Here is a 22,993-nt window from a genome sequence, read left to right on the forward strand (position 1 = left end):
GCGCAGGCCGAGACAACCGTTGCAACTGGTACGAACATCCGCCTCGGGCAGGCGATTGTGCCGGACGAAATCCGTCAGGCGAGGCGGAGAACAACGGCCAGGAAAACAAAGGTGGACGCGAAACGCGTCGGTCTCCATCACCCAAACGGATAGGCATTCCGTCGACAAGCAATGAGAGGAAATCGGCGGAGGTGAAAGTGCCCGTTCCGAAGTCGCCGACGGCACCTCCTGCGAGGCCACACGGGTGGAGAATTTCAGTGAGCAGGTACGGGGAGATTCGGATAAGCGCCGTAAGGGTTCGGACGCGCCGCTCTACCGACTGGCCGTTCCGTCGTGCACCCTCGGCCAGCCGTCCGCTCCTCAGGTGAGGACGTCCATCATCAGCGCTCGCGGCGCCGGGCTCGAGAGCGGGTTTCCGGCCGGGTCGCGCAGCGGGTAGGCGTGGTAGAAGAGCACGTCGGTACGCCGCCCGTCGACCGTCGCCTGGGACTCGGACCCCCATCATCGGATCCAAAAGGGCGATGAGCGGCTCCAACACCGTGCTGACCTGCGACGATGCGTCCGCCATGGCACCGATAGGCGAGAGGTCGCATCGTCCGAGACCGGGACCAAAAGCTGATTTTGTGGCAGGCTCCGGGGCCATGCCAGGAATCGCGACGATCGGAACGCGGTGTGGCCGCGGCCACACACGCTTGCCTACCCCGAGCCGCTGGAACAGGGGTGTTCGAGGTTGGCCATGAGCTTGCCTTCTACTCAGCATGTGAATGCGGCGTGTTCCACTTCGTTGTCATCTGGGCCGGCGACAGGACCCGAGTCATGCAGACTGGCGGCCCTGAGCTCGCGCAGCGACTCGAGGATCAGGGGTGGCCAGAAGAGATCTACGCGGATGAGAACGGGACCTTCTTCTACAAGGTGGTCCCATCCCTGGATGTCGCCATGTTCATGTCGGGCTAGTCTCCGCCGCCGCCTCGAACTCGGCCGGCGGGGTCAGCTCCGCAGGTGCCACAGGTCCAGGAGTGGGACGAGGACACGTTCCCTCTGTAGCTACTTCACTTCGGTCCATTGGCCGCGTTCCTTGCTGGCGAACCCCGGGGCAGTGAGTTCGTGCAGGCGCGTTGCCGTCCACTGCGTAAGGTAAGACGGGCTACGACCGCGGGTCGTCGACCTTGATTTTGTCTCCGGTGTTGGAGACGAAGACGATCAGGAGCTTGGCCGGTTCGGTCCGGCTGGTGTTCTCGGTGAGGATGTGGTGGGCGCCCGGCGGCTCGACCCAGTTTTCGCCTTGGTGGTAGGCGTGCACGGGCTTGCCGGCAAGTTCGCTGCGCACGGTGCCTTCGAGCACGTAGGCGTAGACGAACGCCTCGCCGTGCCGGTGCGGCTTCGCACGTGCGTTGGGCGGGAAGGCGACGACCGCCGAGGTGAATGTCTTGCCCTTCACGTCCGGGAGGCTCTGCTTGAGCAGTGGCGTGAGGGTTTCGGTGGGGTGCTTCGATGTCGCGGCCGCGGTCGGCGTCCTGGCGTTGGCAGGCTGGTCGGCGGTGGAGCAGCCCGTGGCCAAGGTCAGCGTAGCGACGGCCAGTAGGCCGCCGGCGATCCGCATTCCGATCATGATTGGTCTCCTGCTCAGCCTTCCGTGACGCCGATGATCGTCTTGCCGGGGGTGCGCGTGGCAGGGGCGAACGCGGCGGCCGTTTCGGCGAGCGGCCGTACCTCGCCGACGACCGGTTTGAGTCGGCCGTCCCTCACCCGTGTGACGAGCTCGGAGAGCCGCACGCGGTCGGGCTCGACGACGAAGAAGACCGCGCGCCCGTCCTTGGGCCGGGCCTTGGGCGGCAAGGTGATGCTCACAAGCGTTCCCCCGGCCCGTACCACCGTGGCGGATCGTTCGAGGATGTCTCCGCCGATCACATCGAACACGACGTCAACCTCGGCGCTGTCCTCCAGCTTCTCCGCCTGCAGGTCCAGGAACATGTCGGCGCCCAACGCAAGCACCTGGTCACGGTCGGCGGCCCGTCCGGTGCCGATGACACGTGCGCCGGCCTCGCGGGCGAGCTGTACCGCGATCGAGCCGACCCCGCCCCCGGCGCCGTTGATCAGCACGGTCTGGCCCGCCGCCAGGCGGCCGTGGTCGAACAGGCCCTGCCATGCGGTAAGTCCGGAGATCGGCAACGCGGCAGCCAGGGTATGGTCGACGTCCGCCGGCAGCGGCGCGAGATTGCGGGCTTCGACAGCGCAGTATTCGGCGAGCGAGCCGTTGCGGGCCCAGTCGGCCATGCCGAACACCCGCTGGCCGACACTCACGCCGGTCGTGCCGAACCCCAACTCTTCGACGACACCCGACAACTCGTGTCCGGGCACGCTCGGCGTCCGGTCGCGGCCCGCGCGATCGGTCCACGTGGCCGGCCAGTCCAGCTCTCCACGGGTGAAGCCCGCGGCGTGCACCCGCACGATGACGTCATTCTCGGCCGCGTGGGGGTAGGGCATGTCCGTCAGCGACAGCCCGCCGAGACCGGCTTCACGGTCTCGGACAGTGATGGCTTGCATAAATGTCCTTACTGGGGAAGGGAGCGCTCGAGCGCGCAGCCCGCTCACACGCAGGACTCAGCGCGGCTCGTCGTCGGAGGAACGCAGCAGGTGGACGCATGCCGTCCGGCATGATCGATCTCATCTGCTCACGAGCGCGCGCTCCTTCGTCTGTCCCGTTTTGGTTCTCATCAGGGAGACGAGGCAGCCCCTCGGGATGTGACGGCTCAGACGTGAGAAAGCTTGTCCGGGTTGATGACCCTGCGGTACGTGGTGATCAGACCGTCTGCGATCTCCAGCGTGTCCACGGAGTAGACACGGCCCTCCCGGCGGAACACCAGGGCGAGCTCGCCGCCGACCTCGACGAGATCGATGCGGTCCGGACGCCACTGGCGTCCCACGCGCACCATTACCTCAGCGACACGCTCCCCACCATGGATGAGCTTGCGCGCCGCGAGGGCCTCGCCGCCGCCGTCGGTGACGTAGACGACGTCCGGGTGTAACAGCCTGACCAGGCCAGCCAAATCCCCCACCTCGTAGGCGGCGCGAAAGGCCGCCAGCACACGTTCACGCTCCGCCTTCGACGCCTGCGGCGAAGACTGCTTCGCCTTGGCCACCCGCCGCCGCGCCCGCGAGGCCAGCTGCCGGGCACCCGGCACCGAGACATCCAGTACTCCGGCGATCCGGTCGAACTCAAGGCCGAACACATCGTGCAGCACGAAGGCCACCCGCTCCGGCGGACTCAACTCCTCCATGATCAGGAGCATCGCCGTGCCGACGGCCTCATCCACGAGGACCGGCTCGGATGCGTCCGGCCCAGTCAGCAGCGGCTCCGGCAGCCACGGCCCGACATAGGTCTCCCGGCGGAAACGGGCACTCTTCAGAATGTCGTACGACCGCCGCGCGGCCACCGTCACCAGCCAGGCCCGCAGATCATCGACGTCCTGCAGATCTGTTCCGGCCGCCCGCAGCCACACATCCTGGGTCACGTCCTCGGCATCGGCCACCCCGCCCAGCAGCCGGTAGGCCACACCGAAAACCGCGGGCCGGTGCCTCTCCCATTCGGCTGCGAGCGTGTCCTCCTGCTCACACCGTCCAGGCACGCGCCCGTCGTCCATACAGAACGCAACCTCCTCCAACTTGCGAATCCAGCGTAGTCATCCGAGCTCGGGATCTACGCAGACAGGCCCGGAAGCGAGCCGGCGTGCGTTCTTCCGGCCCAGCTCGACGCGGAGACGGGTCAGGTGACTGATGTGAGCCTTGGTAGGTGAGTAGATGGAGAGGTTTCTCCAGGATCCCCCCGGGGCGGCTCACCCTCCGGCGATGACGGACCACAGGGCTCGGAGGCGGTGTTGGCGCTCGGGGGCAAGGTACTGACTGGACCACGAACACCTTTGTTCAGCCTGTGTCGACCCGAGATGCATGCTGGATCGGCGCCTTCGTCGCCGCCCTGGGCCGGCACGGACTGGTCGGTCTCTACCGGAAAAGTGCGGACGAGGCCAACGACTAGCGGGGGGTCGGTCAGGCTCGTCGAAGGGGCAGGGAACAGGTCGCATGGGGACGGCGGTGACTTCGTGGGTCGGTCTCGGGCTCATGGGCGCACCCGCGCGTCTGGGGCTTTGTCGCTCGGGCGTAGCGTCGCATCTATGGCGAAGGGCCAGCCCTCTCGTCGGCGTCACCTGTGGACCGTGCTTGCGATCATTGCGACCGGGGCGGCTTATCTGCTGGCGGCGCAGCCCGGTGTACTCAAGAGGCTCGGCGAGTCGGGCAAGGCGACCCTTGTGTGGCCGGCAAGCGGGGTTGCCCTGGCGGCCCTTCTGATCTTCAGGCTGCGGGCCTTGCCCGGAGTTGCGTTGGGGGCCTTTGTGGCCACCTGGGTGGCATTCGACCGGCCCCTGTTGGTCGCGCTGGGGATAGCGGTCGAGGCCACGGTTGCGGCCCTGCTTGCCTACGCTCTGCTGCGTCGGGCGGGCTTCCGGAACGATCTTGCCCGGCTGCGTGACGCCGTGGCGCTGGTGGTGTGCGGTGCGGGGGCTGGCATGCTGACCGGCGCGGCCATCCGCAGCGGCGTCCTGGTGCTGGCCGGCATCGAGCCGGCCCGTGAGTACGGGGCGGTGATGCTTCGTGGTTGGCTCGGGTCCGCACTCGGAATCCTGGTTGTCACGCCGTTCCTTCTGGTGCTCTACAGAATCTCGCTGCGTCGGGCGCTTCCTGACGTGTGGCGCCTGGTGGAGGCCGTCGGCCTGCTTGTGTGCACGCTGGGCGTGACATGGTGGGTGATCACGGGAAGCACCGGCGGGCAAGAGCTGTTCCTGGTCTTCCCGCTTCTGATCTGGGCCGCGTGGCGGTTCCAGCTCGAGGGTGCCGCACCCTGCATCGTCGTCGTTTCGGTTGTCACTGTCTACGCGACGGTGAGGGGTCTCGGTCCGTTCAACGGGACCGATCCACAGGCGGCGCTGATGACAGCCCAGACGTTCGTCGCCGCAACCACCCTTGCCACCCTCTTCCTCGCCGTCGCGGTGACCGAACGCAACGATGCCCGCGACGAGATGGATCTGGCCGCCCGCGAGCTCGTGAGAGCGGTGAATATCCTCGGCGAGCGCCTACGACCGGACAAGACCATCAGCGCCGACTCTGGTGAAGCAGCACCGGAGCCCCCCGATCCGCGCACCCGCGTACGCCGCGAACGTATCCAACCTCCACCGGATGGATGACTTGCCTGACCCGCACGGGAACGCGGCGGGGCCGATTGAAGGGCCGGAGGGTTTGGCCGGTGTCCTGGCTTGGTCCGGGAGAGTGGCAGCCCGTAGCCTCGTCCGGCGCGGTGGGCAGCTTGGCTGCCTGCCGGTAACCGCCCACCGTGGACCGCCGCTCTTGGGGTCCCGGGCCAAGCGAGGCGGCTGAAGCCTCCGGGCCGGCACGTCGGCAGGCGGCGGGTACGGCGGAGGTCTTCGCCGCTGTTGTCGAGGACCAGGCCGAGGAGCCTGGACCGCGTGGTGCGGCGGTGCCTGTTAGCAAGGGTGTTAGCAATCGTCAGGTTGAGCATGGCCGCCGACTCGCCTCGGCCCCTTCTGGGACGTTGGTGCTGGTCAGGGGCCGTTTCTGTGGCTTGCTGGGGTGGGAGGACTCGAACCCCCATCATCAGATCCAAAATCTGAGGTCTTGCCCTTAGACGACACCCCAAGGCGCCCACAGCCTACGCGGGAGCCGATCAGTCTCCACACCCGGCTGAGGGCGTCCGGCGGGTCGGCGAGACCCGCCGGACGGCCGCGTACGACCCCTCAGTACGACCGGCCGACGATCGCGATCAGGTCCGGTTCGTCCTCAGTTTCCGGCACGCTTCCGTCGGGGCGGAGCAGGCATCGCACGGTCATCGCGCTCTCCGCCAGCCGGGCCTCGCCCTCCTCGCCGACCGCCGACCACGGGATCCGCGCCCAGCCCGTCCCCGCCGCCTCGGTGGCCTCGTCGATCGTCGTCGCGTCGACCGTACGGGAGTCGCGGAACGCCTCCGCCTCCCGCAGCAGCGCCGCCTGATCGGCGGAAAGCGCCTCGCCGACGGCCGCGACCACCTCGGCGACCGGCGTCGGCGTCTTCGTACCCGGGATCCGACGCACCACGGTGACCGTCCCGGCCGACACGTCGCGCGGACCGATCTCGATCCGTACCGGAACGCCCTTCAGCTCCCAGTCGACGGCGCGACGGCCGTACGCCACCGCCACCTGGTCGTCCAGGTCGACCCGTACGCCGGCAGCCCGCAGGTCGGCCACCAACCCACCGGCGAGCTCCGCGACACCCTCACCGGCCTTGACCATGGTCACCACGGCCTGGGTGGCGGCCAGGCGCGGCGGGATCCGCAGACCGGAGTCGTCGCCGTGGGTCATGATCAGCCCGCCCACCATCCGCGTGGACGCACCCCAGGACGTCGTCCAGGCGTACGGCCGCTCCCCCTCGGCGTCGAGGAAGCGGATGTCGAACGCCCGGGCGAAGTTCTGCCCCATCTCGTGGCTGGTGCCCATCTGCAGCGCCTTGCCGTCCCGCATCATCGCCTCGCAGGTCAGCGTGTGCGCGGCACCGGCGAAGCGCTCCTTCGGCGTCTTCAGCCCGGGTACGACGGGGATGGCGAGAACGTCGACCATCATCGCGGCGTACACCTCGTGCAGGATGCGGCGCGTGTACGCGGCGGCGTCCGCCTGCGTCGCGTGCACCGTGTGCCCCTCCTGCCACAGGAACTCACTCGTCCGCAGGAACACCCGCGGCCGCAGCTCCCACCGAACGACGTTGGCCCACTGGTTGAGCAGCAGCGGCAGGTCGCGGTAGCTCTGCACCCACTTCGCCATGTACTCGCCGAAGATCGTCTCGCTGGTGGGCCGGACGACGATCGGCTCCTCGAGATCCTTCCCGCCGGCGTGGGTGACCACGGCGAGCTCGGGGCTGAACCCCTCGACGTGCTCGGCCTCGCGCTGGAGGTAGCTCTCCGGGATGAACAGCGGGAAGTAGGCGTTCTGGGCGCCCGCGTCCTTGATCCGGGCATCCAGCTCGGCCTGCATCCGCTCCCAGATCGCGTAGCCGTACGGACGGATGACCATGGTGCCGCGGACGGGGCCGTTGTCTGCCAGCTGGGCCTTGGCCACGACGTCCTGGTACCACCGGGGGAAGTCGCTCACCTGGGAGGTGAGCACCGCTGCTCTGCTCATGGGGCGACACTAGTGTGACGCCCGACGGCGGTGCGAGCGAGAATGCCCTCCATGACCGCCGCCGCCCCGCGCGACCCCCGTGAACCCGGTGATCCGAACGACCCCGGTGACCGCCGAGACCCAGGCGACCCCCGAGACCCCGGTGAACCCCGAGCCGCTGGTGAACCCCGCGATCCTCGCGATCAGTACGAGCCGGTCGAACCGCCGCGACCCGAACGCCCGCCGCGCAACCGGTCCGGCTGGTTGGGGCTGGCGCTGGCAGGTGCGGCGTTCCTCGCCTCGCTGCTGGTCGCCTGGACCGGCGCGGTACTCCTCGCCGCCCTCGGTCTGGCACTGTCGGTGACCGGCCTGGTCCGCGCCTACCGGGGTCGGGCCACCAACGGCGCGGCGTCCGCGGGCGGCCTCGTGCTGGCGATCCTCACCATCGCGCTCGGCTTCTTCTGGGCCCACCAGGCGCAGCCGTGCCTGCCGCTCTCCCAGGACACCAAGAAGTTCAGCCAGTGCTACGAGGAGCACACCGGGCTGCTCTGACAGGTGCGAGCTCAGCGCAGCCAGCTCACGTGGCCCCGCAGCAGCGCGTACCCCACGAACGCCACCACGTCCAGGAATGTGTGCGCGACGACAAGGGGCCACAGCCGGTTGGTGCGCTGCCAGAACCGCCCGAAGATCAGCCCCATGACGACGTTGCCGACGAAGCCGCCGAACCCCTGGTAGAGGTGGTAGGACCCGCGCAGCACCGCCGACACGACCAGCCCGGAGTTCTCGCTCCACCCGAACTGCCGCAGCCGGGTGAGCAGGTAGCCGACGACCAGCACCTCCTCGGCCCAGGCGTTACCGGCCGCGGACAGGATCAGCACCGGCGTACGCCACCAGTGCTCACCCAGGGTGGACGGCTGCACGTTGAGGCTCAGGCCGAGCGCCTGGGCGAGGAAGTACAACCCGAGCCCTGGTATGCCGATCACCGCGGCCAGTACGGCACCCGCACCGAGGTCACCCGGCCAGCGGCGCAGGCCGAGTCCGACCAGCCGGGGCCCGATGCCCGAACGCCACAGCAGGTACGCCCCCAGCCCGCCCCACGCGAGCAACTGCAGCACACCGGTGAGCTGCAACGCGAAGTCGATCAGCTGCTGCGCGGCCTGGGAGACGTTGAGCGCCACCGACTGCTTGCTCAGCGGCTCCGGCTTCAGCAGCGAGTCGATCAGCGACAGCAGGCTGCGCAGGCCGGACAACCCCAGCGTGACGCTGAAGACGAGCAGCAGTTCGACGAGCAGGGCGCGGCGTTCGCGGGGGTCGGTGACCACCTCGGGCCGGTCGGGCCGTTGGGGCGCCAGCCACCCGCGCACGCCGTATCGCACAGCGGAACGCTACCTGTTGTCGCCGTGAAGCAGGCGGGCGATGTCGGCGGCGAACCGGCGTTCGGAGTCGTCCTGCGGCGCGTAGCCGATGACCTCGCGGGCGTTGGTGATCGACCAGAACTTCCGCGCGTTGTCGGAGACGCCGTAGAAGATGTGGAACGGCACACCGTGCTCGTCGGCGATGTCCGGTGTCTCGATCGACCGTACGAACAGCTGGCGCAGGTCGCGTTCGCTGATGTAACCGGCGAGCTCGCGAACGTAGCGGTGCGCCGGCTGGTCGACGAAGTTCGCCGGGTCGATCTCACGCGGCACCACGATCCGCACCTGGATCACCTCAAGCGCCCGGCCGATGCTGCCGCAGGCGTAGAGGAAGCCCAGCGACTCGTACGCCGCCTTCGCCCAGCCGTAGAAGTTGTCCGGCCGCGGGTAGTCCTCCGGGGTCACCCGGTCGCGCCGCCCGGCGAAGTAGGGCTGTTCGTACCACTTGGCGGCCTGGTTCGTGCTGGCGGCGACCACCCGGCGCACGCCGTGGTCGAGCGAGAGCTGGTAGACCCGCTGCATCAGGTCGACGTTGCGGCGTTCGCCTTCGTAGCGGGCCTGCGGGTCCTCACCGTCGGGCCGGTGGTACGCGAGGTGCACAACGGTGTCCACGCCCTCGAAGTACTCCGCCAGCTCGCTTGCCGGGGTGTCGAGCAGGTCGACAACCTCCACGTCGGGACCAGGGCGTACGTCGAGGGCTCGCACGTCGTAGCGCTCCCGGAGCTCGGGAACGAGCTGGCCGGCGATGTAGCCGGTGGCGCCGGTGACCAGGACCCGGCGGCGGGCACCGAGGCCGGCGTCGCTGGCGGTGGAGGTGGCGGAGGTGGCGGCGTCGGCGGTCGCGTCGGTCAGCGTGTCGGTGTAGTTCGCAGGGGATTCGGTCGGCATTCTCCCAGCCTCGCACCACCGCGTTCCGTCACCGCACCCCGTCACCGCACCGGCGTGAGGATCTCCACTCGGTTGCCGTTGCCGTCCGCGGTGTGAAACCGCCGGTAGCCCGGAAAGAGCTCGTCCCAGCTCACCTGGAATCCGGCCGACGCGGCCCGCGCCGCCAGTTCGTCGATGTCGTCGACACAGAACGCCGGATGGGCCTTACGCGCCGGTGCGAAGTCGGCCTCCACACCGACGTGCACCTCGACCTGCCCGTCCGCGGACCGGAACCACGCCCCGCCCCGGGCAGCGAGCGCCGGCGGCTTGTCCACCTCGGGCAGGCCGAGCACCCCGCCGTAGAACGCCCGCGCCGGGTCCTCCCCACCGGGCGGGCAGGAAACCTGGACATGGTGAAGCCGCATGCCTGCTCCGTTCCTTTGCTCTGCGCTCATCGGTTCTCCGCTCATCGGTTCTGCGTTCACGCGGTCTGCGTTCACGCGGTCTGCGTTCATGCGTCCTCCCCCAGGTAGCGCTTCATCCCGACGTGGCTGGCGACGAAGCCGAGCCGTTCGTAGAACCGGTGTGCGTCCACCCGCGCGGCATTGGAGGTGAGCTGCAGCCGTACCGCGCCACGCCGCCGGCACTCGGCCAGCACCCAGCGCATCAGCGCGGTCCCGAGTCCCCGCCCCCTCAGGCCGGCGGCGGTGCGGACCGACTCGACCTGGCCGACCAGGCCGCCGTGGTACATCAGGTGGCGCAGGAAGTTGACCTGGCAGGTGGCCACGACCTCGCCGTCGAGTACGCCGACGAGCAGCAGTGCGTTCGGGTCGGAGCTGATTTCCTCGTACGCCGCGACGTAGCCCGGCGCCGGTTCTCCGGCGTGGCCCACGTCCTCCGCGACCTCGCGGATCGCGTCCGCGGCAACCAGCGCGAGCACCGCGGGCAGGTCCGCGCGGGTGGCCTCCCGTACGACCAGGTCGCTCACGACGCGGCCCGGTGCGCGACCGCGAACACCCGCCGGAACGGCAGGACGGTCCCGTAGTCGCGCCGCGGGTAGGCGGCGGCGAGGCGTTCCTTGTAGACCTTCTCGAACTCCGGGCGCACGTCGTCGGGCAGCGCCTGCAGCACCGGCCGGGCGCCGGTGCCCCGGATCCACTCGAAGACGGCGTTCTCGCCGGGCAGGACGTGCAGGTACGTCGTCTCCCAGGCCTCCACCTCGCAACCGGCGCCGGCAAGGAGGGCGAGGTACTCCTCAGCGCCCGGTGCGGCGGCCCGCTGCCGGACCCGCCCGGCCAGGTGCGTCGCCCACGGCTCCTCGGCGGCCAGGTCGAACAGGATGCGGTGTGTGGGGCTGTCGAAGTTGCCCGGCACCTGCAGGGCCAGCCAGCCACCGGGGGCGAGGTGGCCGACCCAGGTGGGCAGCAGCGCCTCGTGGCCGGGCACCCACTGCAAGGTCGCGTTGGTGACCAGGACGTCGACCGGCCGGTCCGGCACCCACGAGTGCGCGTCGCCGAGCCGGAACGACAGCCGGCCGGAGGTCTCCCCCGCCAGGCCCCGCGCCAGATCCTGGGCCCGGTCGATCATCTCCGGCGAGGAGTCGATGCCCTCGATCCGCGCGTCCGGCCAGCGGCCGGCCAGGGTGGCGGTCAGGTTGCCCGGCCCGCAGCCGAGATCGACGACGTACGCCGGTGCCGGTGCGGCCACCCGGGCGACGAGATCGGCGAACGGCCGGCCGCGCTCGTCGGCGTACTTCAGGTACTGCCGGGGATCCCACCTGAGGCCGCCGGCCCCGGCCGCCTGCTCGGCGCCGCCCGTGACCGGCCGATCGTCGGTTCCCATCCGCTGCCTCCCGCGAGTCTCGTGCCCACCCACCAGGGTGTGTCCTCGGCACGCGATTTATCTTGACGTCGAGATAGCTTGCCCGAGTTGGTATCTCGACGTCAAGAGTCTTGACACCCCCTAGGCTGGGCGTCGTGGAGAGCAACGAGGTGGCGGGCCGGGAAACGGGCGCGAAGCCCGCAGACCAGGAGGCAGAGGGCAGGTCGGCGCAGGACGAGGTCGACCGGCTGGTGACCGCGTGGCGGCGGGAGCTGCCCGACCTCGACGTGTCGCCGTTCGAGGTGCTGTCCCGGGTGACCCGGCTGGCCCGCCACCTCGACCGTGCCCGGCGGCTGGTCTTCGCCACGCACGACCTGGAGTCGTGGGAGTTCGACGTCCTCACCGCGTTGCGCCGCGCCGGTACGCCGTACGAGCTCTCCCCCGGCCGGCTGCTCACCCAGACCCTCGTCACCAGTGGCACCATGACCAACCGGATCGACCGGCTGGCCGCCAAGGACCTGGTCGAACGCCGGCCGGACCCCGCCGACCGCCGCGGCGTCCGGGTCCGGCTCACCGCGAAGGGCCGCGATCGGGTGGACACCGCCCTCGCCGACCTGCTCGCCCACGAACGCGAACTGCTGGCCGGGCTGCCGGCCGCCGACCGTGACCAGCTCGCCGGCCTGCTGCGCCGGCTGCTCGGCCCGTTCGACGAGCGCAGCTGACTCGGGGCTCGACACGCTCAGCGCAGGGGCGGGCCGCCCGAGCGTCCAGGCAGGCACGGCATGATGAACCCGTGCAGATCTCGGCCCGCGCCGACTACGCCGTCCGCGCCATGCTCGAACTCGCCGCGGCACCCCGCACGGTCACCGCGCAGGCGCTCGCGGACGCCCAGGGGCTGCCGCACAAGTTCCTCGAGGCGATCCTCGGCGACCTGCGGCGGGCCGGGCTGGTCCGCAGTCTCCGCGGAGCCGAGGGCGGCTACCGGCTCGCCCGCCCCGCCGAGGACATCGCGGTCGGCGACGTCATCCGGGCCGTCGACGGTCCGCTCGCCGGAGTACGTGGCATGCGTCCGGAGCAGGCGTCGTACGAGGGAGTGGCGGCCAACCTGCAGACGGTGTGGGTGGCCACCCGTGCGGCCGTGCGCGGCGTCCTCGACGAGACCAGCCTGGCCGACGTGGTCAGTGGCAAGCTCTCACCGCACCTGCGCCGGCTGGTGAACAGCCCGCAGGCGTGGGAACCCCGCTGAGGACGGGACCCCACCCGGACGCCGCGGGCTACGCCGTTCCCTCCAGCAGCTCGGCGAGTTCCAGCCAGCGCGTCTCGACCTCGTCCTTCTCCGCCTGGACGCCGCGGAGTTCGCCGTCCAGCTCCATCAGGCGTTCGTAGTCGCTGGCGTGTTCAGCCTGCGCGCTGTGCAGCTGGTCGACCCGGGCGGTGAGCCGGGAGAGCTGGCGTTCGAGCTTGGCCAGCTCCTTCTTCGCCGCCCGCTGGTCGGCGGCCGACGCCTGCCGCGCGCCGGCGTCCGGCGACGGCGCCGGGGACGGCGGCCCGGCGGTTCCGGGCGTGGAAGCAGCCGACGCCTCGGCCGCGTTCGCCTGCGCTCCGAACGCGTTTCCGGCGGCCGGCCCACCCGCCGCACCGGCTCCGTCCCGGCGCCGCTGGAGGTACTCCTCCACACCGCCGGGCAGCAACGCGAACCGGCCGTCACCCAGCAGGGCCCAGACCGTGTCGCAGGTGCGCTCCAGGAAGTACCGGTCGTGCGTCACCACGACCAGCGAACCCGGCCAGCCGTCCAGGAAGTCCTCGATCACCTGCAGGGTGTCGATGTCCAGGTCGTTGGTCGGCTCGTCCAGCAGCAGCACGTTCGGCTCGGTGAGCAGCAGGCACAACAACTCCAGCCGGCGGCGCTCGCCACCGGACAGCTCACCCACCCGGGTGCGCAGCCGGTCACCGCGGAAGCCGAAGCGTTCGAGCAGCGAGATCGCGGTGACCTCCGGCCCGACGGTCGGCACCGGGCGGCGCCCGACCGCACCCGGCCGGATGTTGTCGGGGGCCAGCTTGACCACCCGCTTGATCTCCTCGGCCGCGGCGGCCACGGTCACGTCCGGGTCAAGCGTGCCGAGTTCCTGGGACAGGTGGCCGAGCTGAACGGTCTGGCCCCACGCCACCTTGCCGTGGTCGGGTTCGGTCTCGCCGGCGAGCAGCCGCAGCAGGGTCGTCTTGCCCGCACCGTTCACGCCCACGACGCCGATGCGTTCACCCGGGCCGAGCTGCCAGCTCACCTCCCGCAGCAGCTCGCGCGTGCCCCGGCGTACGTCGACGTCCTTCAGGTCCACCACGGTCTTGCCGAGCCGGGCGGAGGCGAACTTCGCCAGCGCCGGCTTGTCCCGCGGGTCGGGCTCGTCGGCGATCAGTGCGGACGCCGCGTCCAGCCGGAACTTCGGCTTGGACGTACGGGCCGGCGCACCGCGCCGCAGCCAGGCCAGCTCCTTGCGCAGGAGGTTCTGCCGCCTGGACTCGGAGGCGTCGGCCATCCGGTCGCGTTCGGCCCGGGCCAGCACGTACGCCGCGTAGCCGCCCTCGAACGAGTTCACCCGCGCGTCGGCCAGCTCCCAGGTCGTCGTACACACCGCGTCCAGGAACCACCGGTCGTGCGTCACCGCCACCAGGGCCTCCGACCGCGCGCGGAGGTGCTGCGCCAGCCAGTCGGTGACCTCGATGTCGAGGTGGTTGGTCGGCTCGTCGAGCAGGACGAGATCGTGCTCGCGGACCAGCAGCCGGGCCAGCGCCGCCCGCCGCCGTTCGCCACCGGACAGTCCGTCGACGGTGCGTTCGAGGGGTACGTCGGCGAGCAGGCCGGTGAGCACGTCGCGGGCCCGGCGGTCCGACAGCCAGGTGTGTGCGGGCAGGTCGCCGAGTACGACGTCGGAGACGGTGCGGCCCGGCTCGAACTCGTCGCGCTGGTCCAGCACACCGACCCGCAGCCCGCGGTTGTGGGTGACCCGCCCGGCGTCGGCCTCCTCGGTGCGCGCGAGCAGCCCGAGCAGCGTGGTCTTGCCCGCGCCGTTGCGTCCGACCAGGCCGATCCGCTCGCCCGCGGAGACGCCGAGGCTCACCTGCTCCAGCAGCGGCGTGATGCCGTAGGACTTGTCGACCCGTTCGAGGTTGACGAGGTTGGTCGCCATCCCTGCCCTTCTGTAGTGGAGGCGCCGGCCACACCGGCCATCACCGGACAGCACCCGACCGCCGCGCCGCTGTCGAGGCTATCCGCTCGCGGGAACCACCCCCACTCCCCGTCCGGGCCCTGGTCCGGCCCCTGGTCCGGGCCCCTTGTGCCGGTCGCCTGGCTGAGGCCGGACCGAGGCGTTCCGGCCGTGCCCGACCTGGGCAACGATGGACGGATACGCACCGAACGCCGTACGCCGAGCCGAGAAAGGGTGCCGATGAGTGCGCCGCTGAAGATCACCGAGGTCGAACGCATCGTCGTCAACGTGCCGTTCACTCCCCGCTGCCAGGAGTGGAACGCGCTCCTGGTGTGGGACTGGGGCGTCATCGAGGTGGTGAAGGTGACCACCGACGCCGGCCTGGTCGGCTGGGGCGAGACGCTGCTGCACTACGGCTGGGGGCTCGTGCCCGAGGAGGCGGCCGCACGCGTACGCGGAGGCAACCCCGCCGACTTCCTGGGTGACGACTCGCTCGGCCCCGGCCTGCAGATGGCGATGTACGACCTGGTCGGCAAGGCGCTCGGCGTACCGGTGTCCGCCCTGCTCGGCCGGAAGGTGCGCGAACGCTGCCCGATCGCCTGGTGGAACACCAAGATGGCGCCGGAGGCGCTGGCGGAGGAGGCCAAGGAGGCGGTAGCGGCCGGCTACGTCTTCCACAAGTTCAAGGCGCGCCCGTGGCTGGACGTCTACGCCCAGGTCGACCAGGTGGGCGCGGTGACCCCGCCGCACTACCGGCTGGACATCGACTGGAACGGCATGCTGCTGTCGGCCGGGGACGCCGTACCGGTGCTGCGTGAACTCGACCGCCGCGAGCGGGTCGCGATCTACGAGACGCCGATCCCGCACGAGGACCTGGAGGGCTACCGCCACATCCGCGACCGGGTCGCCCGGCCGGTGGCGGTCCACCTCGCCGCACAGCCGTTCCAGGCCGTCGTACGGCAGGAGACCTGTGACGGCTTCGTCGTCGAGGGCGGCGTCGCGAGGGCCCTCCATCGGGGCGCGATCTGCGCGGAGTTCGGCAAGGCGTTCTGGCTGCAGTGGGTCGGCGCGGGACTCACCACCGCGCTGGTCGCACACCTCGGCTCTGTGCTCACCCACGCCCGCTGGCCCGCGGTGACCGCACTCAACAACTACGCCGACGACCTGATCGTCGACCCGCTGCGTGTCGAACAGGGTTACCTCGTGGTGCCGGACGGTCCGGGCCTGGGCGTCGAGGTCGACCAGGACGCGCTGGAGCGCTACCGGATGTCGGCACCGCACACCCTGCCCGAACGCCGGCACGTCCTCTCGGTCGTCTGGCCGTCCGGTCGCGCCGTGCACTACGCCCGGATGGCCGACATGTGGACCGACTTCCTGGCCGGCAACCATCCCGTCCAGGAGCCGGGCGTGCGGATGGACGTGTGGCCGGACGACGGGTCCGCGGAGTGGCGGGAGCTGTTCGCCCGGGCCCAGCGCGGGCCGGTGCACGCGTCCGCCTGAGCCGTCGTGCGGGGTCGCGCCGGCAGTCGCGTACGACACACGAAACCCCCGGCGGGAGGCCGGGGGTTTCGTGCTGTCACCCGATCATCTGCTCGGGGCGGTGCCTGTTCAGTGCCCGCGGAGGGCCCGTTCAGGGCCCTGCTCAGCGCAGGTCGAACTCGCCCTTCTTGGCGCCTCCGACGAAGCTGGACCACGAGCCCGCACCGAAGACCAGCTTCGGGCCCTGCCGGTCCTTGGAGTCGCGGACGGCCAGCTGCGCACCGAGGTCGGCGACCTCCACGCAGTTCGACATCCCGACCGAGGCAGATGCCTTACGCCATCGTGCTCGGGACAGGTCAACTTTCATTTTCGCCTCCTTGTTGGGTGGCCATCTCCGATGCGATGGCCACGACTTTGCGGGCCGACTCGGTGGGGCTGAGCGCCACGGCGGCCATGTGCGCGAACGCGCGGTTACCTCGGTCGACGTCGGCCTCGGACTCAAGGAGCGCGATGCCGGCGTGTCCGTCGGTGAAGACAACGGGTGAGTGGACGTCCTCGTCGAAGTCGAAGATGGTGAACGGACCGGACGTGCCGGGATAGCTGCCGGCCTCGAAGGGCACCACCTGGAAGATGCAGCGTTCGGACAGCTCCAGCACCCGCAGCAGCTGGCCGCGCATGATGCTCAGGTTGCCGCCCACCGGACGGCGCAGTGCCGCCTCGTCGACGATCACCCACAGCCGGCTGCGGTCGTCGTCGGCACCCTCCGCCCAGAACTGCTCCTGGCGGGCCATCCGCACCTTGACCGCCCGCGCCTGCTCATCGGCGGTGAGGAAGGTGCACATCGCGTCGAGCGCGCTGGCGTACTCCTCGGTCTGCAGCAGGCCCGGAAGCACGAGGGGTTCGAACTGCCGGATACGCAACGCCTCCGACTCCAGGCCGACAAACACGCTGTACTGCTTGGGGAGCGAGCCCAGCGGAGCCCACCATCCGCGCTGCTTCCCGAGCTTCTGCAGGTCGCGGAGGAGCGATGCGAGCTCCTCGTCGTCGACCTTGTAGAGGTCGAGCAGCGAATCCAGCTCCGCCTTCACGATTCCGACCTCACCCGCCTCGATCTTGCGAATCTTCGAAGGAGAGCACCCGAGGAGCTCGGCCGCGTCGTCGAAGGAACGTCCCGCCTCCTCGCGCAGCCGCTTCAACTCCTTGCTGAGCCGCCACCGCGAGATCGTGGGTCCGGTCACTCTGGGCATGCGAGCCTCCCCGGTGCGTAACTGCAGAAAAGTGTGGACCTTGGGCCTGATTGTGGCAAGTACTTATGCCACATCAGTCGGGAAATCCCGGAACGCGAAGATCAACTCGGTACATGAAAATTTACATTGGAAGTCTTACTTGACCATCCGTGGTGCTCCTGTCACTCTAGGAGTCCCTACGGGCCGCCGTAGACCCCGGCCCATTCCCTGCGCGGCGGCCCGTAGGACTCCACTTCGCGGAGCACGTGATGGAGAGGAAGGGCTCATGCCCAGCAGCGCGACAACCATGCCGTGTCGCTTCCAGCTGTATCGACACCGTGACGCGACAGGCGTTTCCGGAACGGGTGTCGTGGCGTGGGGGACCGTGTACCCCAACGGGAAGGTCAGCCTCGCCTGGTGCGGGCCGCGACCCTCCATCAACGTCTACGAGTCACTCGCCGACGTCACCGCGATCCACGGCCACGACGGCCACACCCAGGTGGTGGTGTACGACGAGCTGCCGCACCCGGCGGCCATCGACCCTGCCCGGCTACTCAGCCGTTTCGACGCGCGCGCCGTGTGACTCCGCGAGCAGCACCGCACCGGCGAGGTCGAGCCGGGTGTCACCCAGCCTCGCCACACTCAGGTCCACCGCGTGCAGGTTTGCGCCGCGCAGGTCCGCCTCGGTGAGCACCGTGCCCCGCAGGCCGGCGAACGACAGGTCCGCGTCGCGCAGCACCGCTCGGTGCAGGTTGGCCTCGGACAGGTCGGCGTCACCGAGCCGAAGGCCGCGCAGGTCGAGCCCGCTCAGGTCGGCACCCCGCGCGGTGATGCCGCCCCACTGGCCGCCGCGGACGGTCAACGGCCGGAACACGCAGTCGACGAACGTGCTGCCGGTGAACTTGCAGCCGTCCAGGACCGCGGAGAAGAAGGAAGTACGCCGGAACTCACAGCCCGCGAACGCCGAATCCCGGTGCTCGGAGGCGTTGAACCGGCAGTTGTGGAACTCGCACCGCTCGAACGACGCGCCGTGACTGCGGGACTCGGTGAGGTCGACCTCGCGGAACACGCACTCGACGAACCGCTCCGCCTCGAAGTCGCGGGCGTACCAGTCGAGTTGGTCGAAGGTCTCCGCCGTGGTCTGCTCGTTCGCCGCCATCCCCCCATCATGGCGATGGCCACCGACAACGCGACCGGAACCGGTGCGCCCGCCGGTGGCCATCACGTGGGAGGTGCGAGGCGTCAGCTCGCCCCGGCCTCCTCGAGGACCTCCTCGGCCAGCCGGTCGGCGTCGGCGAGGTCGTGGTCCATGCCCCGGGCCACGAACCACTCGCAGATCCGCTTCACGTCCCGGCGCAGGAACTCCTGGCCCTGCGGGTTGGTCACCACGTCGACCAGCTGGGGCAGGTCGATCAGGATCAGCTCGCCGTCGTTCACCAGCAGGTTGTACGCCGACAGGTCGCCGTGGGCGTATCCGTTGCGACCGAGCAGGACCAGGGCGTCGTGCAGCTGCCGCCACAGGTCGGCCAGCTGGTCCGGCTCGGGACGTAGCTGTGCCAGCCTGGGCGCGGCCTGGCCGTCGGCGGAGCCGATGAACTCCATCAGCAGCTCGGTGCCGAGGTGCTGGACCGGGTAGGGCACCGGCAGCCCAGCCGTCCACAACTGACTCAGCGCGTCGAACTCGGCGACCGCCCACCGCTGGGCGATCAGGTTCCGGCCGAAGTTGGTGCGGTTCTCGACCGCCCGCTGGTCGCGGGTCCGGCGCGACCGACGGCCTTCGAGATAGCCGGCGTCCCGGTGGAAGAGCCGGTGGTCGGCCGAGCGGTACCGCTTGGACGCCAGCAGACACCGGCTGGGGCCGCCGGCGCCGGCCCCGCTGTCGGTGCTGTCGGTGCCGTTGGTGCCGTTGGTGCCGTCGAGGTCCGGCACGCCGCGTTGGATCAGGAACACGTCGGCTTCCTTGCCGGTCTTGAGGACACCGAACTCGGTGTCCACCGCGCCCAGGTCGGTGACCAACCACGACGGGTACGGCTCCGGGCCGTGGCCGCCGGGATCGTCCCAGGTGGTCCAGCGGTAGCCGGTCGGCGGACCGTCGTCGGCTTCGACGGCCTCGCGTTCGGCAGCCAGCCGGGCGCGGGCCTCCTCGGTCATCCGGCCCCGCGAGCGTGGCCCGGGCTCGGCGTCGGACCGCCGGCGCCGCATCCGGGCCGAGGCCGGCGCGTCGTCGTAACCGGGGCCGAGACCGTCGGCGAGGTCGTAGGCGGAAACGTCGATGTTGCGGTCGTACTTCAGGTTGCGCTTGCGCACGGTGAGAGAGCTCCTTGGGAAGGATGCGGCCCTCCCGCCGTGCGCGGTGAGTTGTCGGCGCCTGTCAGCGGCCGGAGGGCTGCGCGAGAGGACGGGTACGAGACCACGCCCGGACGGCATACTTGGTCACTTCGCACACCTCCTCGATCGCGCCGGCCGACGGCCGGATGCCCTGGGTCGCCGCGACAGGCACCGCCCGCGGCTGACGACTGCCGACACTCTGGCGCAGGCCGGCGAAGGACCGCAACCGGTTTTTCTCGCGGCAGGACTTCGAGTCTCTCCGGGCGCAGCCGGCCGGGGACTCAGGACTCGACGACCCGCGCACCCGGCACGGGCCCGGTTGCCCGGCGCACCGAGGCGCACAGCCCCGTACCCGCCAGCCGCGCGGCCAGGTCGACCGCGTGCACATGGTCGCGGGCCAGGAACGCGCAGGTCGGCCCGGATCCGGAGACCACCGCGCCGATCGCGCCGTAGTCGCGGCCCGCGTCCAGCACCTGGCCGAGCCGGGGCCGGATCCGCAGGGCGGCCGGCTGCAGGTCGTTGACCAGCGTCGCGCCGAGCTCGGTCGCCGAGCCGGACGCCAGCGCGGCCATCATCGGCTCCGGGATCCGCGGCGGCAGGACGGCGAGGTCGTCGCGGATCCGGTCCAGCCGGGCGTAGACCGCGGGCGTGGACATGCCCTCACCGTCCAGCGCGAACACCCACTCGTACGTCCCCCTCGCCAGCGCCGGGGTGACGATCTCGCCGTGCCCGGCGCCGATCGCGGTGCCGCCCAGCAGGCAGAACGGCACGTCGCTGCCGAGCCGGGCGGCCAGGCCGAGGAGTGTGTTCCGGTCGGTCTTGGTTCCCCACAGCGCGTCGCAGGCGACCAGGGCGGCCGCCGCGTCGCTGCTGCCGCCGGCCATGCCGCCGGCCACCGGGATGCCCTTGGTGATGTCGATGGCCACACCGGCGTCGACCCCGGCATGGTCGGCGAGCAGCCGGGCCGCGCGGATCGCGAGGTTGCCGTTGTCGAGCGGCACCTTGCCGGCCTCCCGGCCGCTGACCCGGACGGTGAACTCCCCCGGTGGCGCGAGCGTCGCCGCCACCTCGTCGTACAGGCCGACCGCCTGGTAGACCGAGGCGAGCTCGTGGAAGCCGTCGGTGCGCAACGGGCCGACCATCAGGGCCAGATTGACCTTGGCCGGTGTCCTCACCACTACAGCGCTCACCGGGCCGGCTTCCCTTCTCTGCGTTCCGATCCGCGTTTCGCTTGCGTACGTTCCGATCCGCGTTCCCGCCTCGAGGCCCGGACGTTGCCGGGCAGCGCCTCCGCGATCCGGGCAAAGGCGGTGACGTCCAGGCGTTCGCCGCGCTCACCCGGGTCGACGCCCGCCGCCCGCACCGCGCTCTCGGCCGCGGCCGGCGAGCCGGCCAGCCGGGACAGCGCCGACCGCAGCGTCTTGCGGCGCTGGGCGAACGCCGCGTCGACGACCGCGAACACTTGCTCCCGGGACGCGGTGGTCGGCGGTGGCTCACGGCGGGTGAAGCCCACCAGGCCGGAGTCGACGTTCGGCTGCGGCCAGAACACCGTCCGGCCGACCAGCCCGGTCCGGGCGACCTCGGCGTACCACGCGGCCTTCACGCTGGGCACGCCGTACACCTTGGAGCCGGGTGCCGCGGCCAGCCGGTCGGCCACCTCCAGCTGCACCATCACCAGGCCGCGCCCGACAGACGGGAAGTGCTGGAGTACGCCGAGCAGGACCGGGACGGCGACGTTGTACGGAAGGTTGGCCACCAGCGCGGTCGGCGGCGGCCCGGGCAGCGAGCGGAGATCCATCGCGTCGGCGTGGACCACGTCCAGCCGGTCGGCCTGCTCCGGCGCGAACCGCGCGACCGTACCCGGAAGCGCTCCGGCGAGCGTGTCGTCGATCTCCACCGCGACCACCCGGGCCGCCGCGCCGAGCAGGGCGAGGGTCAGGGAGCCGAGCCCGGGGCCGATCTCCAGCACCACGTCGCCGGCCCCGACGTCCGCGGTCCGCACGATCCGGCGGACGGTGTTGGCGTCGGTGACGAAGTTCTGCCCCCGCTGTTTGGTGGGGCGCAGGCCGAGGTCCGCCGCCAGCACGCGAACGTCCGCCGGGCCGAGGAGACTCGGCCCGGCGGACGCACCTTCGAACGCGTTACCCACACCGGAACGCTATCTGGCACCTACCGGTGCCCGGACGCGCACTCAGCTGTCAGGGGTGGGCACTGACTTTGTGACCGTCAGTCGTACAGGTGGCTGCCGCAGCTCCACTGGCCCGCGCCGTCCCTCTTGTACAGGAGCTTGGCGCGGTAGGTCTGCTCCGCCGACGAGTTGTCGATCGGGTTGCCCGAACCGCCCACGGAGTGCCAGGTGGACAGCGAGAACTGGTACAGGCCGTAGTAGCCGGAGGGGTTGACCGCCCGCGGGTTGCCGCTGGACTCGCACTGCGCCAGCGCCGCCCAGTTGAGGCTGTCCACGCCGCCGCCGACGTTGCCGCCCCCACTGGAGCTGCCGCCGCCACTGCTGCTACCGCCACCGCCGCTGCTGCTTCCGCCGCCGCTGGACGTGGAGGTCTTGCGTACCTTGATCCCGTCCAGCACGATCTTGTCCACCGGCTGGCGGACGATCTTCTGGGACAGCAGCTGGGACTTGACCTTCTTGCCGTCGACGTAGGTCGTACGGAAGATCTGGGCCTTCTCGCCCCTGCGGCCCACGCGGTCGACCTTGCTGTGACCCTTGTACAGGGACGCCGTCTTCCGGTGGATGGTGTCGTAGGACAGCACGACCTTGCGGGTCGACTTGCGGACGTCGACCCGGTTGACGGTGATCGCGGTCCCGTCCTTGACCTCGGTGGACAGGCTCGGCTTCACCCGGTCGTCGGCGTCCACCTTGACCTGGGCCTTGGCGAGCGCGTCGGAGACGGTCCGCAGCGGCTCGTCCAGCGGTGTCTTCTTGCCGTCGTGGCTGATCACCACGGACTTGCGGGTGAGGATGTCGACCGTGAGGCCCTTCCGCGCGATGCCGACCGAGCGGCTGGCGGAGGTGCGGGCGCCGTCGAAGCGGCCGCCCAGGTTGTTCAGCGCCTCGCCCAAGCTCATCGCGGTCACCCAGTGGGTCTGCTTGGAGCCGTCGACGTTGAGGGTGAGCGGCTTGGCGTACCGGACGGCGATCCGGGTGCCGTCGGTGACCCTCGCCGTCCTCGCCGGCGCCACCACGTCACGCGGGCCGACCTTGATCTTCTGCGACGCCAGCACGTCACCGACGGTGGAGTCGAAAGTGTGGAGATTACGAGCCTTACCGTCGACCGAGACGGTGACGGACTTGTCCAGCGACGCATAAGCGGTCGTGCCGCCGATTCCCAGCGCGCCGACCACTCCGATGCCGACGGCACCGATAAGTACCTTCTTGTGCACGGTGCTCCGATGGTCGTGCTTTCCGGGCACGGACACAGACGGCACGCCTCAATGGAGGG

23 protein-coding genes and 1 tRNA gene are annotated in these 22,993 nt (G+C 70.5%); 6 read left to right on the forward strand and 18 right to left on the reverse strand.

Features of this window, described 5'->3' with window-relative positions; all coding sequences use genetic code 11:
- Window positions 1-1,144: 1,144 nt before the first annotated feature.
- The 3 genes from BLU27_RS00390 to sigJ all read right to left on the reverse strand — a co-directional run bounded on the left by BLU27_RS00390 (window position 1,145) and on the right by sigJ (window position 3,641).
- Window positions 1,145-1,600 carry a cupin domain-containing protein gene (locus tag BLU27_RS00390; protein ID WP_197681620.1) on the reverse strand — a complete coding sequence of 152 codons (456 nt, stop codon included), beginning with the start codon at window positions 1,598-1,600 and terminating at the stop codon, window positions 1,145-1,147.
- A 23-nt stretch (window positions 1,601-1,623) separates the two neighbouring features.
- Window positions 1,624-2,544: an NADP-dependent oxidoreductase gene (locus tag BLU27_RS00395; RefSeq protein ID WP_092649490.1), complete on the reverse strand. Its 921-nt coding sequence runs from the start codon at window positions 2,542-2,544 to the stop codon at window positions 1,624-1,626.
- Window positions 2,545-2,750: 206 nt separating this feature from the next.
- Window positions 2,751-3,641, reverse strand: coding sequence for an RNA polymerase sigma factor SigJ (gene sigJ, locus BLU27_RS00400; RefSeq protein WP_092649492.1), 891 nt, complete (start codon window positions 3,639-3,641; stop codon window positions 2,751-2,753).
- Between the two features lie 528 nt (window positions 3,642-4,169).
- Between sigJ and BLU27_RS00405 the strand changes: the two genes are divergently transcribed.
- Complete coding sequence (locus tag BLU27_RS00405) at window positions 4,170-5,237, forward strand: MASE1 domain-containing protein (protein ID WP_157728122.1); 1,068 nt, start codon at window positions 4,170-4,172, stop codon at window positions 5,235-5,237.
- A gap of 398 nt (window positions 5,238-5,635) precedes the next feature.
- Here BLU27_RS00405 and BLU27_RS00410 read toward each other — a convergent pair.
- Window positions 5,636-5,706, reverse strand: a tRNA-Gln gene (locus BLU27_RS00410).
- 98 nt (window positions 5,707-5,804) lie between these two features.
- Entirely contained in the window at window positions 5,805-7,217 is a 1,413-nt protein-coding gene (gene proS / locus BLU27_RS00415; RefSeq protein ID WP_092649496.1) for a proline--tRNA ligase, read from the reverse strand.
- Between the two features lie 51 nt (window positions 7,218-7,268).
- On the opposite strand from proS, the gene BLU27_RS00420 reads away from it, so the two are divergent.
- Window positions 7,269-7,748 carry a hypothetical protein gene (locus BLU27_RS00420; RefSeq protein WP_092649498.1) on the forward strand — a complete coding sequence of 160 codons (480 nt, stop codon included), beginning with the start codon at window positions 7,269-7,271 and terminating at the stop codon, window positions 7,746-7,748.
- An 11-nt stretch (window positions 7,749-7,759) separates the two neighbouring features.
- On the opposite strand, the gene BLU27_RS00425 is transcribed toward BLU27_RS00420, so the two are convergent.
- From BLU27_RS00425 to BLU27_RS00445, 5 genes are all read right to left on the reverse strand, one after another.
- The gene (locus BLU27_RS00425; RefSeq protein ID WP_092649500.1) at window positions 7,760-8,572 is read right to left on the reverse strand and encodes a CPBP family intramembrane glutamic endopeptidase; all 813 of its coding nucleotides are present in this window, start codon (window positions 8,570-8,572) and stop codon (window positions 7,760-7,762) included.
- Window positions 8,573-8,581: 9 nt separating this feature from the next.
- A complete protein-coding gene (locus tag BLU27_RS00430) occupies window positions 8,582-9,499 on the reverse strand; it encodes an NAD-dependent epimerase/dehydratase family protein (RefSeq protein ID WP_092649502.1) in 918 nt (305 codons plus the stop codon).
- Between the two features lie 41 nt (window positions 9,500-9,540).
- Entirely contained in the window at window positions 9,541-9,903 is a 363-nt protein-coding gene (locus BLU27_RS00435) for a VOC family protein (protein ID WP_092649504.1), read from the reverse strand.
- An 86-nt stretch (window positions 9,904-9,989) separates the two neighbouring features.
- Window positions 9,990-10,466 (reverse strand): GNAT family N-acetyltransferase, encoded by a 477-nt coding sequence (locus BLU27_RS00440; RefSeq protein WP_197681621.1) that lies wholly within the window; start codon window positions 10,464-10,466, stop codon window positions 9,990-9,992.
- Window positions 10,463-11,320: a trans-aconitate 2-methyltransferase gene (locus BLU27_RS00445; protein WP_092649506.1), complete on the reverse strand. Its 858-nt coding sequence runs from the start codon at window positions 11,318-11,320 to the stop codon at window positions 10,463-10,465. The genes BLU27_RS00440 and BLU27_RS00445 overlap by 4 nt, the downstream gene beginning before the upstream one ends.
- Window positions 11,321-11,547: 227 nt before the next feature.
- Between BLU27_RS00445 and BLU27_RS00450 the strand changes: the two genes are divergently transcribed.
- The gene (locus BLU27_RS00450; protein ID WP_277869323.1) at window positions 11,548-12,021 is read left to right on the forward strand and encodes a MarR family winged helix-turn-helix transcriptional regulator; all 474 of its coding nucleotides are present in this window, start codon (window positions 11,548-11,550) and stop codon (window positions 12,019-12,021) included.
- A 71-nt stretch (window positions 12,022-12,092) separates the two neighbouring features.
- Window positions 12,093-12,545 carry an RrF2 family transcriptional regulator gene (locus BLU27_RS00455; protein WP_092649508.1) on the forward strand — a complete coding sequence of 151 codons (453 nt, stop codon included), beginning with the start codon at window positions 12,093-12,095 and terminating at the stop codon, window positions 12,543-12,545.
- 28 nt (window positions 12,546-12,573) lie between these two features.
- Here the strand turns inward: BLU27_RS00455 and BLU27_RS00460 are convergent, their stop codons facing one another.
- Entirely contained in the window at window positions 12,574-14,484 is a 1,911-nt protein-coding gene (locus tag BLU27_RS00460; RefSeq protein ID WP_092649510.1) for an ABC-F family ATP-binding cassette domain-containing protein, read from the reverse strand.
- Window positions 14,485-14,742: 258 nt separating this feature from the next.
- Here BLU27_RS00460 and BLU27_RS00465 point away from each other — a divergent pair, with 258 nt between their 5' ends.
- On the forward strand, window positions 14,743-16,002 hold the full coding sequence (locus BLU27_RS00465; protein WP_092649512.1) for a mandelate racemase/muconate lactonizing enzyme family protein: 1,260 nt from the start codon (window positions 14,743-14,745) through the stop codon (window positions 16,000-16,002).
- Window positions 16,003-16,144: 142 nt separating this feature from the next.
- On the opposite strand, the gene BLU27_RS00470 is transcribed toward BLU27_RS00465, so the two are convergent.
- Together BLU27_RS00470 and BLU27_RS00475 are read right to left on the reverse strand one after the other, a co-directional pair.
- Window positions 16,145-16,348 (reverse strand): DUF397 domain-containing protein, encoded by a 204-nt coding sequence (locus BLU27_RS00470; protein ID WP_092649514.1) that lies wholly within the window; start codon window positions 16,346-16,348, stop codon window positions 16,145-16,147.
- Window positions 16,338-17,228, reverse strand: a complete 891-nt coding sequence (locus BLU27_RS00475) for a helix-turn-helix domain-containing protein (RefSeq protein WP_092649516.1) — start codon at window positions 17,226-17,228, stop codon at window positions 16,338-16,340. The genes BLU27_RS00470 and BLU27_RS00475 overlap by 11 nt, the downstream gene beginning before the upstream one ends.
- 349 nt (window positions 17,229-17,577) lie before the next feature.
- Here BLU27_RS00475 and BLU27_RS00480 point away from each other — a divergent pair, with 349 nt between their 5' ends.
- A complete protein-coding gene (locus tag BLU27_RS00480; protein WP_241827704.1) occupies window positions 17,578-17,790 on the forward strand; it encodes a hypothetical protein in 213 nt (70 codons plus the stop codon).
- Here the strand turns inward: BLU27_RS00480 and BLU27_RS00485 are convergent.
- The 5 genes from BLU27_RS00485 to BLU27_RS00505 all read right to left on the reverse strand — a co-directional run bounded on the left by BLU27_RS00485 (window position 17,758) and on the right by BLU27_RS00505 (window position 22,979).
- The gene (locus BLU27_RS00485; protein ID WP_092649520.1) at window positions 17,758-18,366 is read right to left on the reverse strand and encodes a pentapeptide repeat-containing protein; all 609 of its coding nucleotides are present in this window, start codon (window positions 18,364-18,366) and stop codon (window positions 17,758-17,760) included. The two genes, BLU27_RS00480 and BLU27_RS00485, sit on opposite strands and share 33 nt — an antisense overlap.
- An 83-nt stretch (window positions 18,367-18,449) precedes the next feature.
- Entirely contained in the window at window positions 18,450-19,514 is a 1,065-nt protein-coding gene (locus tag BLU27_RS00490; protein WP_241827705.1) for a serine protein kinase RIO, read from the reverse strand.
- Window positions 19,515-19,816: 302 nt separating this feature from the next.
- Complete coding sequence (locus BLU27_RS00495) at window positions 19,817-20,725, reverse strand: 4-(cytidine 5'-diphospho)-2-C-methyl-D-erythritol kinase (RefSeq protein ID WP_092649521.1); 909 nt, start codon at window positions 20,723-20,725, stop codon at window positions 19,817-19,819.
- Window positions 20,722-21,684 carry a 16S rRNA (adenine(1518)-N(6)/adenine(1519)-N(6))-dimethyltransferase RsmA gene (gene rsmA / locus BLU27_RS00500; protein WP_092649523.1) on the reverse strand — a complete coding sequence of 321 codons (963 nt, stop codon included), beginning with the start codon at window positions 21,682-21,684 and terminating at the stop codon, window positions 20,722-20,724. Before rsmA ends, BLU27_RS00495 begins: the two co-directional genes overlap by 4 nt.
- Before the next feature lie 77 nt (window positions 21,685-21,761).
- The gene (locus tag BLU27_RS00505; RefSeq protein WP_092649525.1) at window positions 21,762-22,979 is read right to left on the reverse strand and encodes a resuscitation-promoting factor; all 1,218 of its coding nucleotides are present in this window, start codon (window positions 22,977-22,979) and stop codon (window positions 21,762-21,764) included.
- Between the last annotated feature and the right edge of the window lie 14 nt (window positions 22,980-22,993).

It is taken from the genome of Actinopolymorpha singaporensis (assembly GCF_900104745.1).
Lineage (GTDB): Bacteria > Actinomycetota > Actinomycetes > Propionibacteriales > Actinopolymorphaceae > Actinopolymorpha > Actinopolymorpha singaporensis.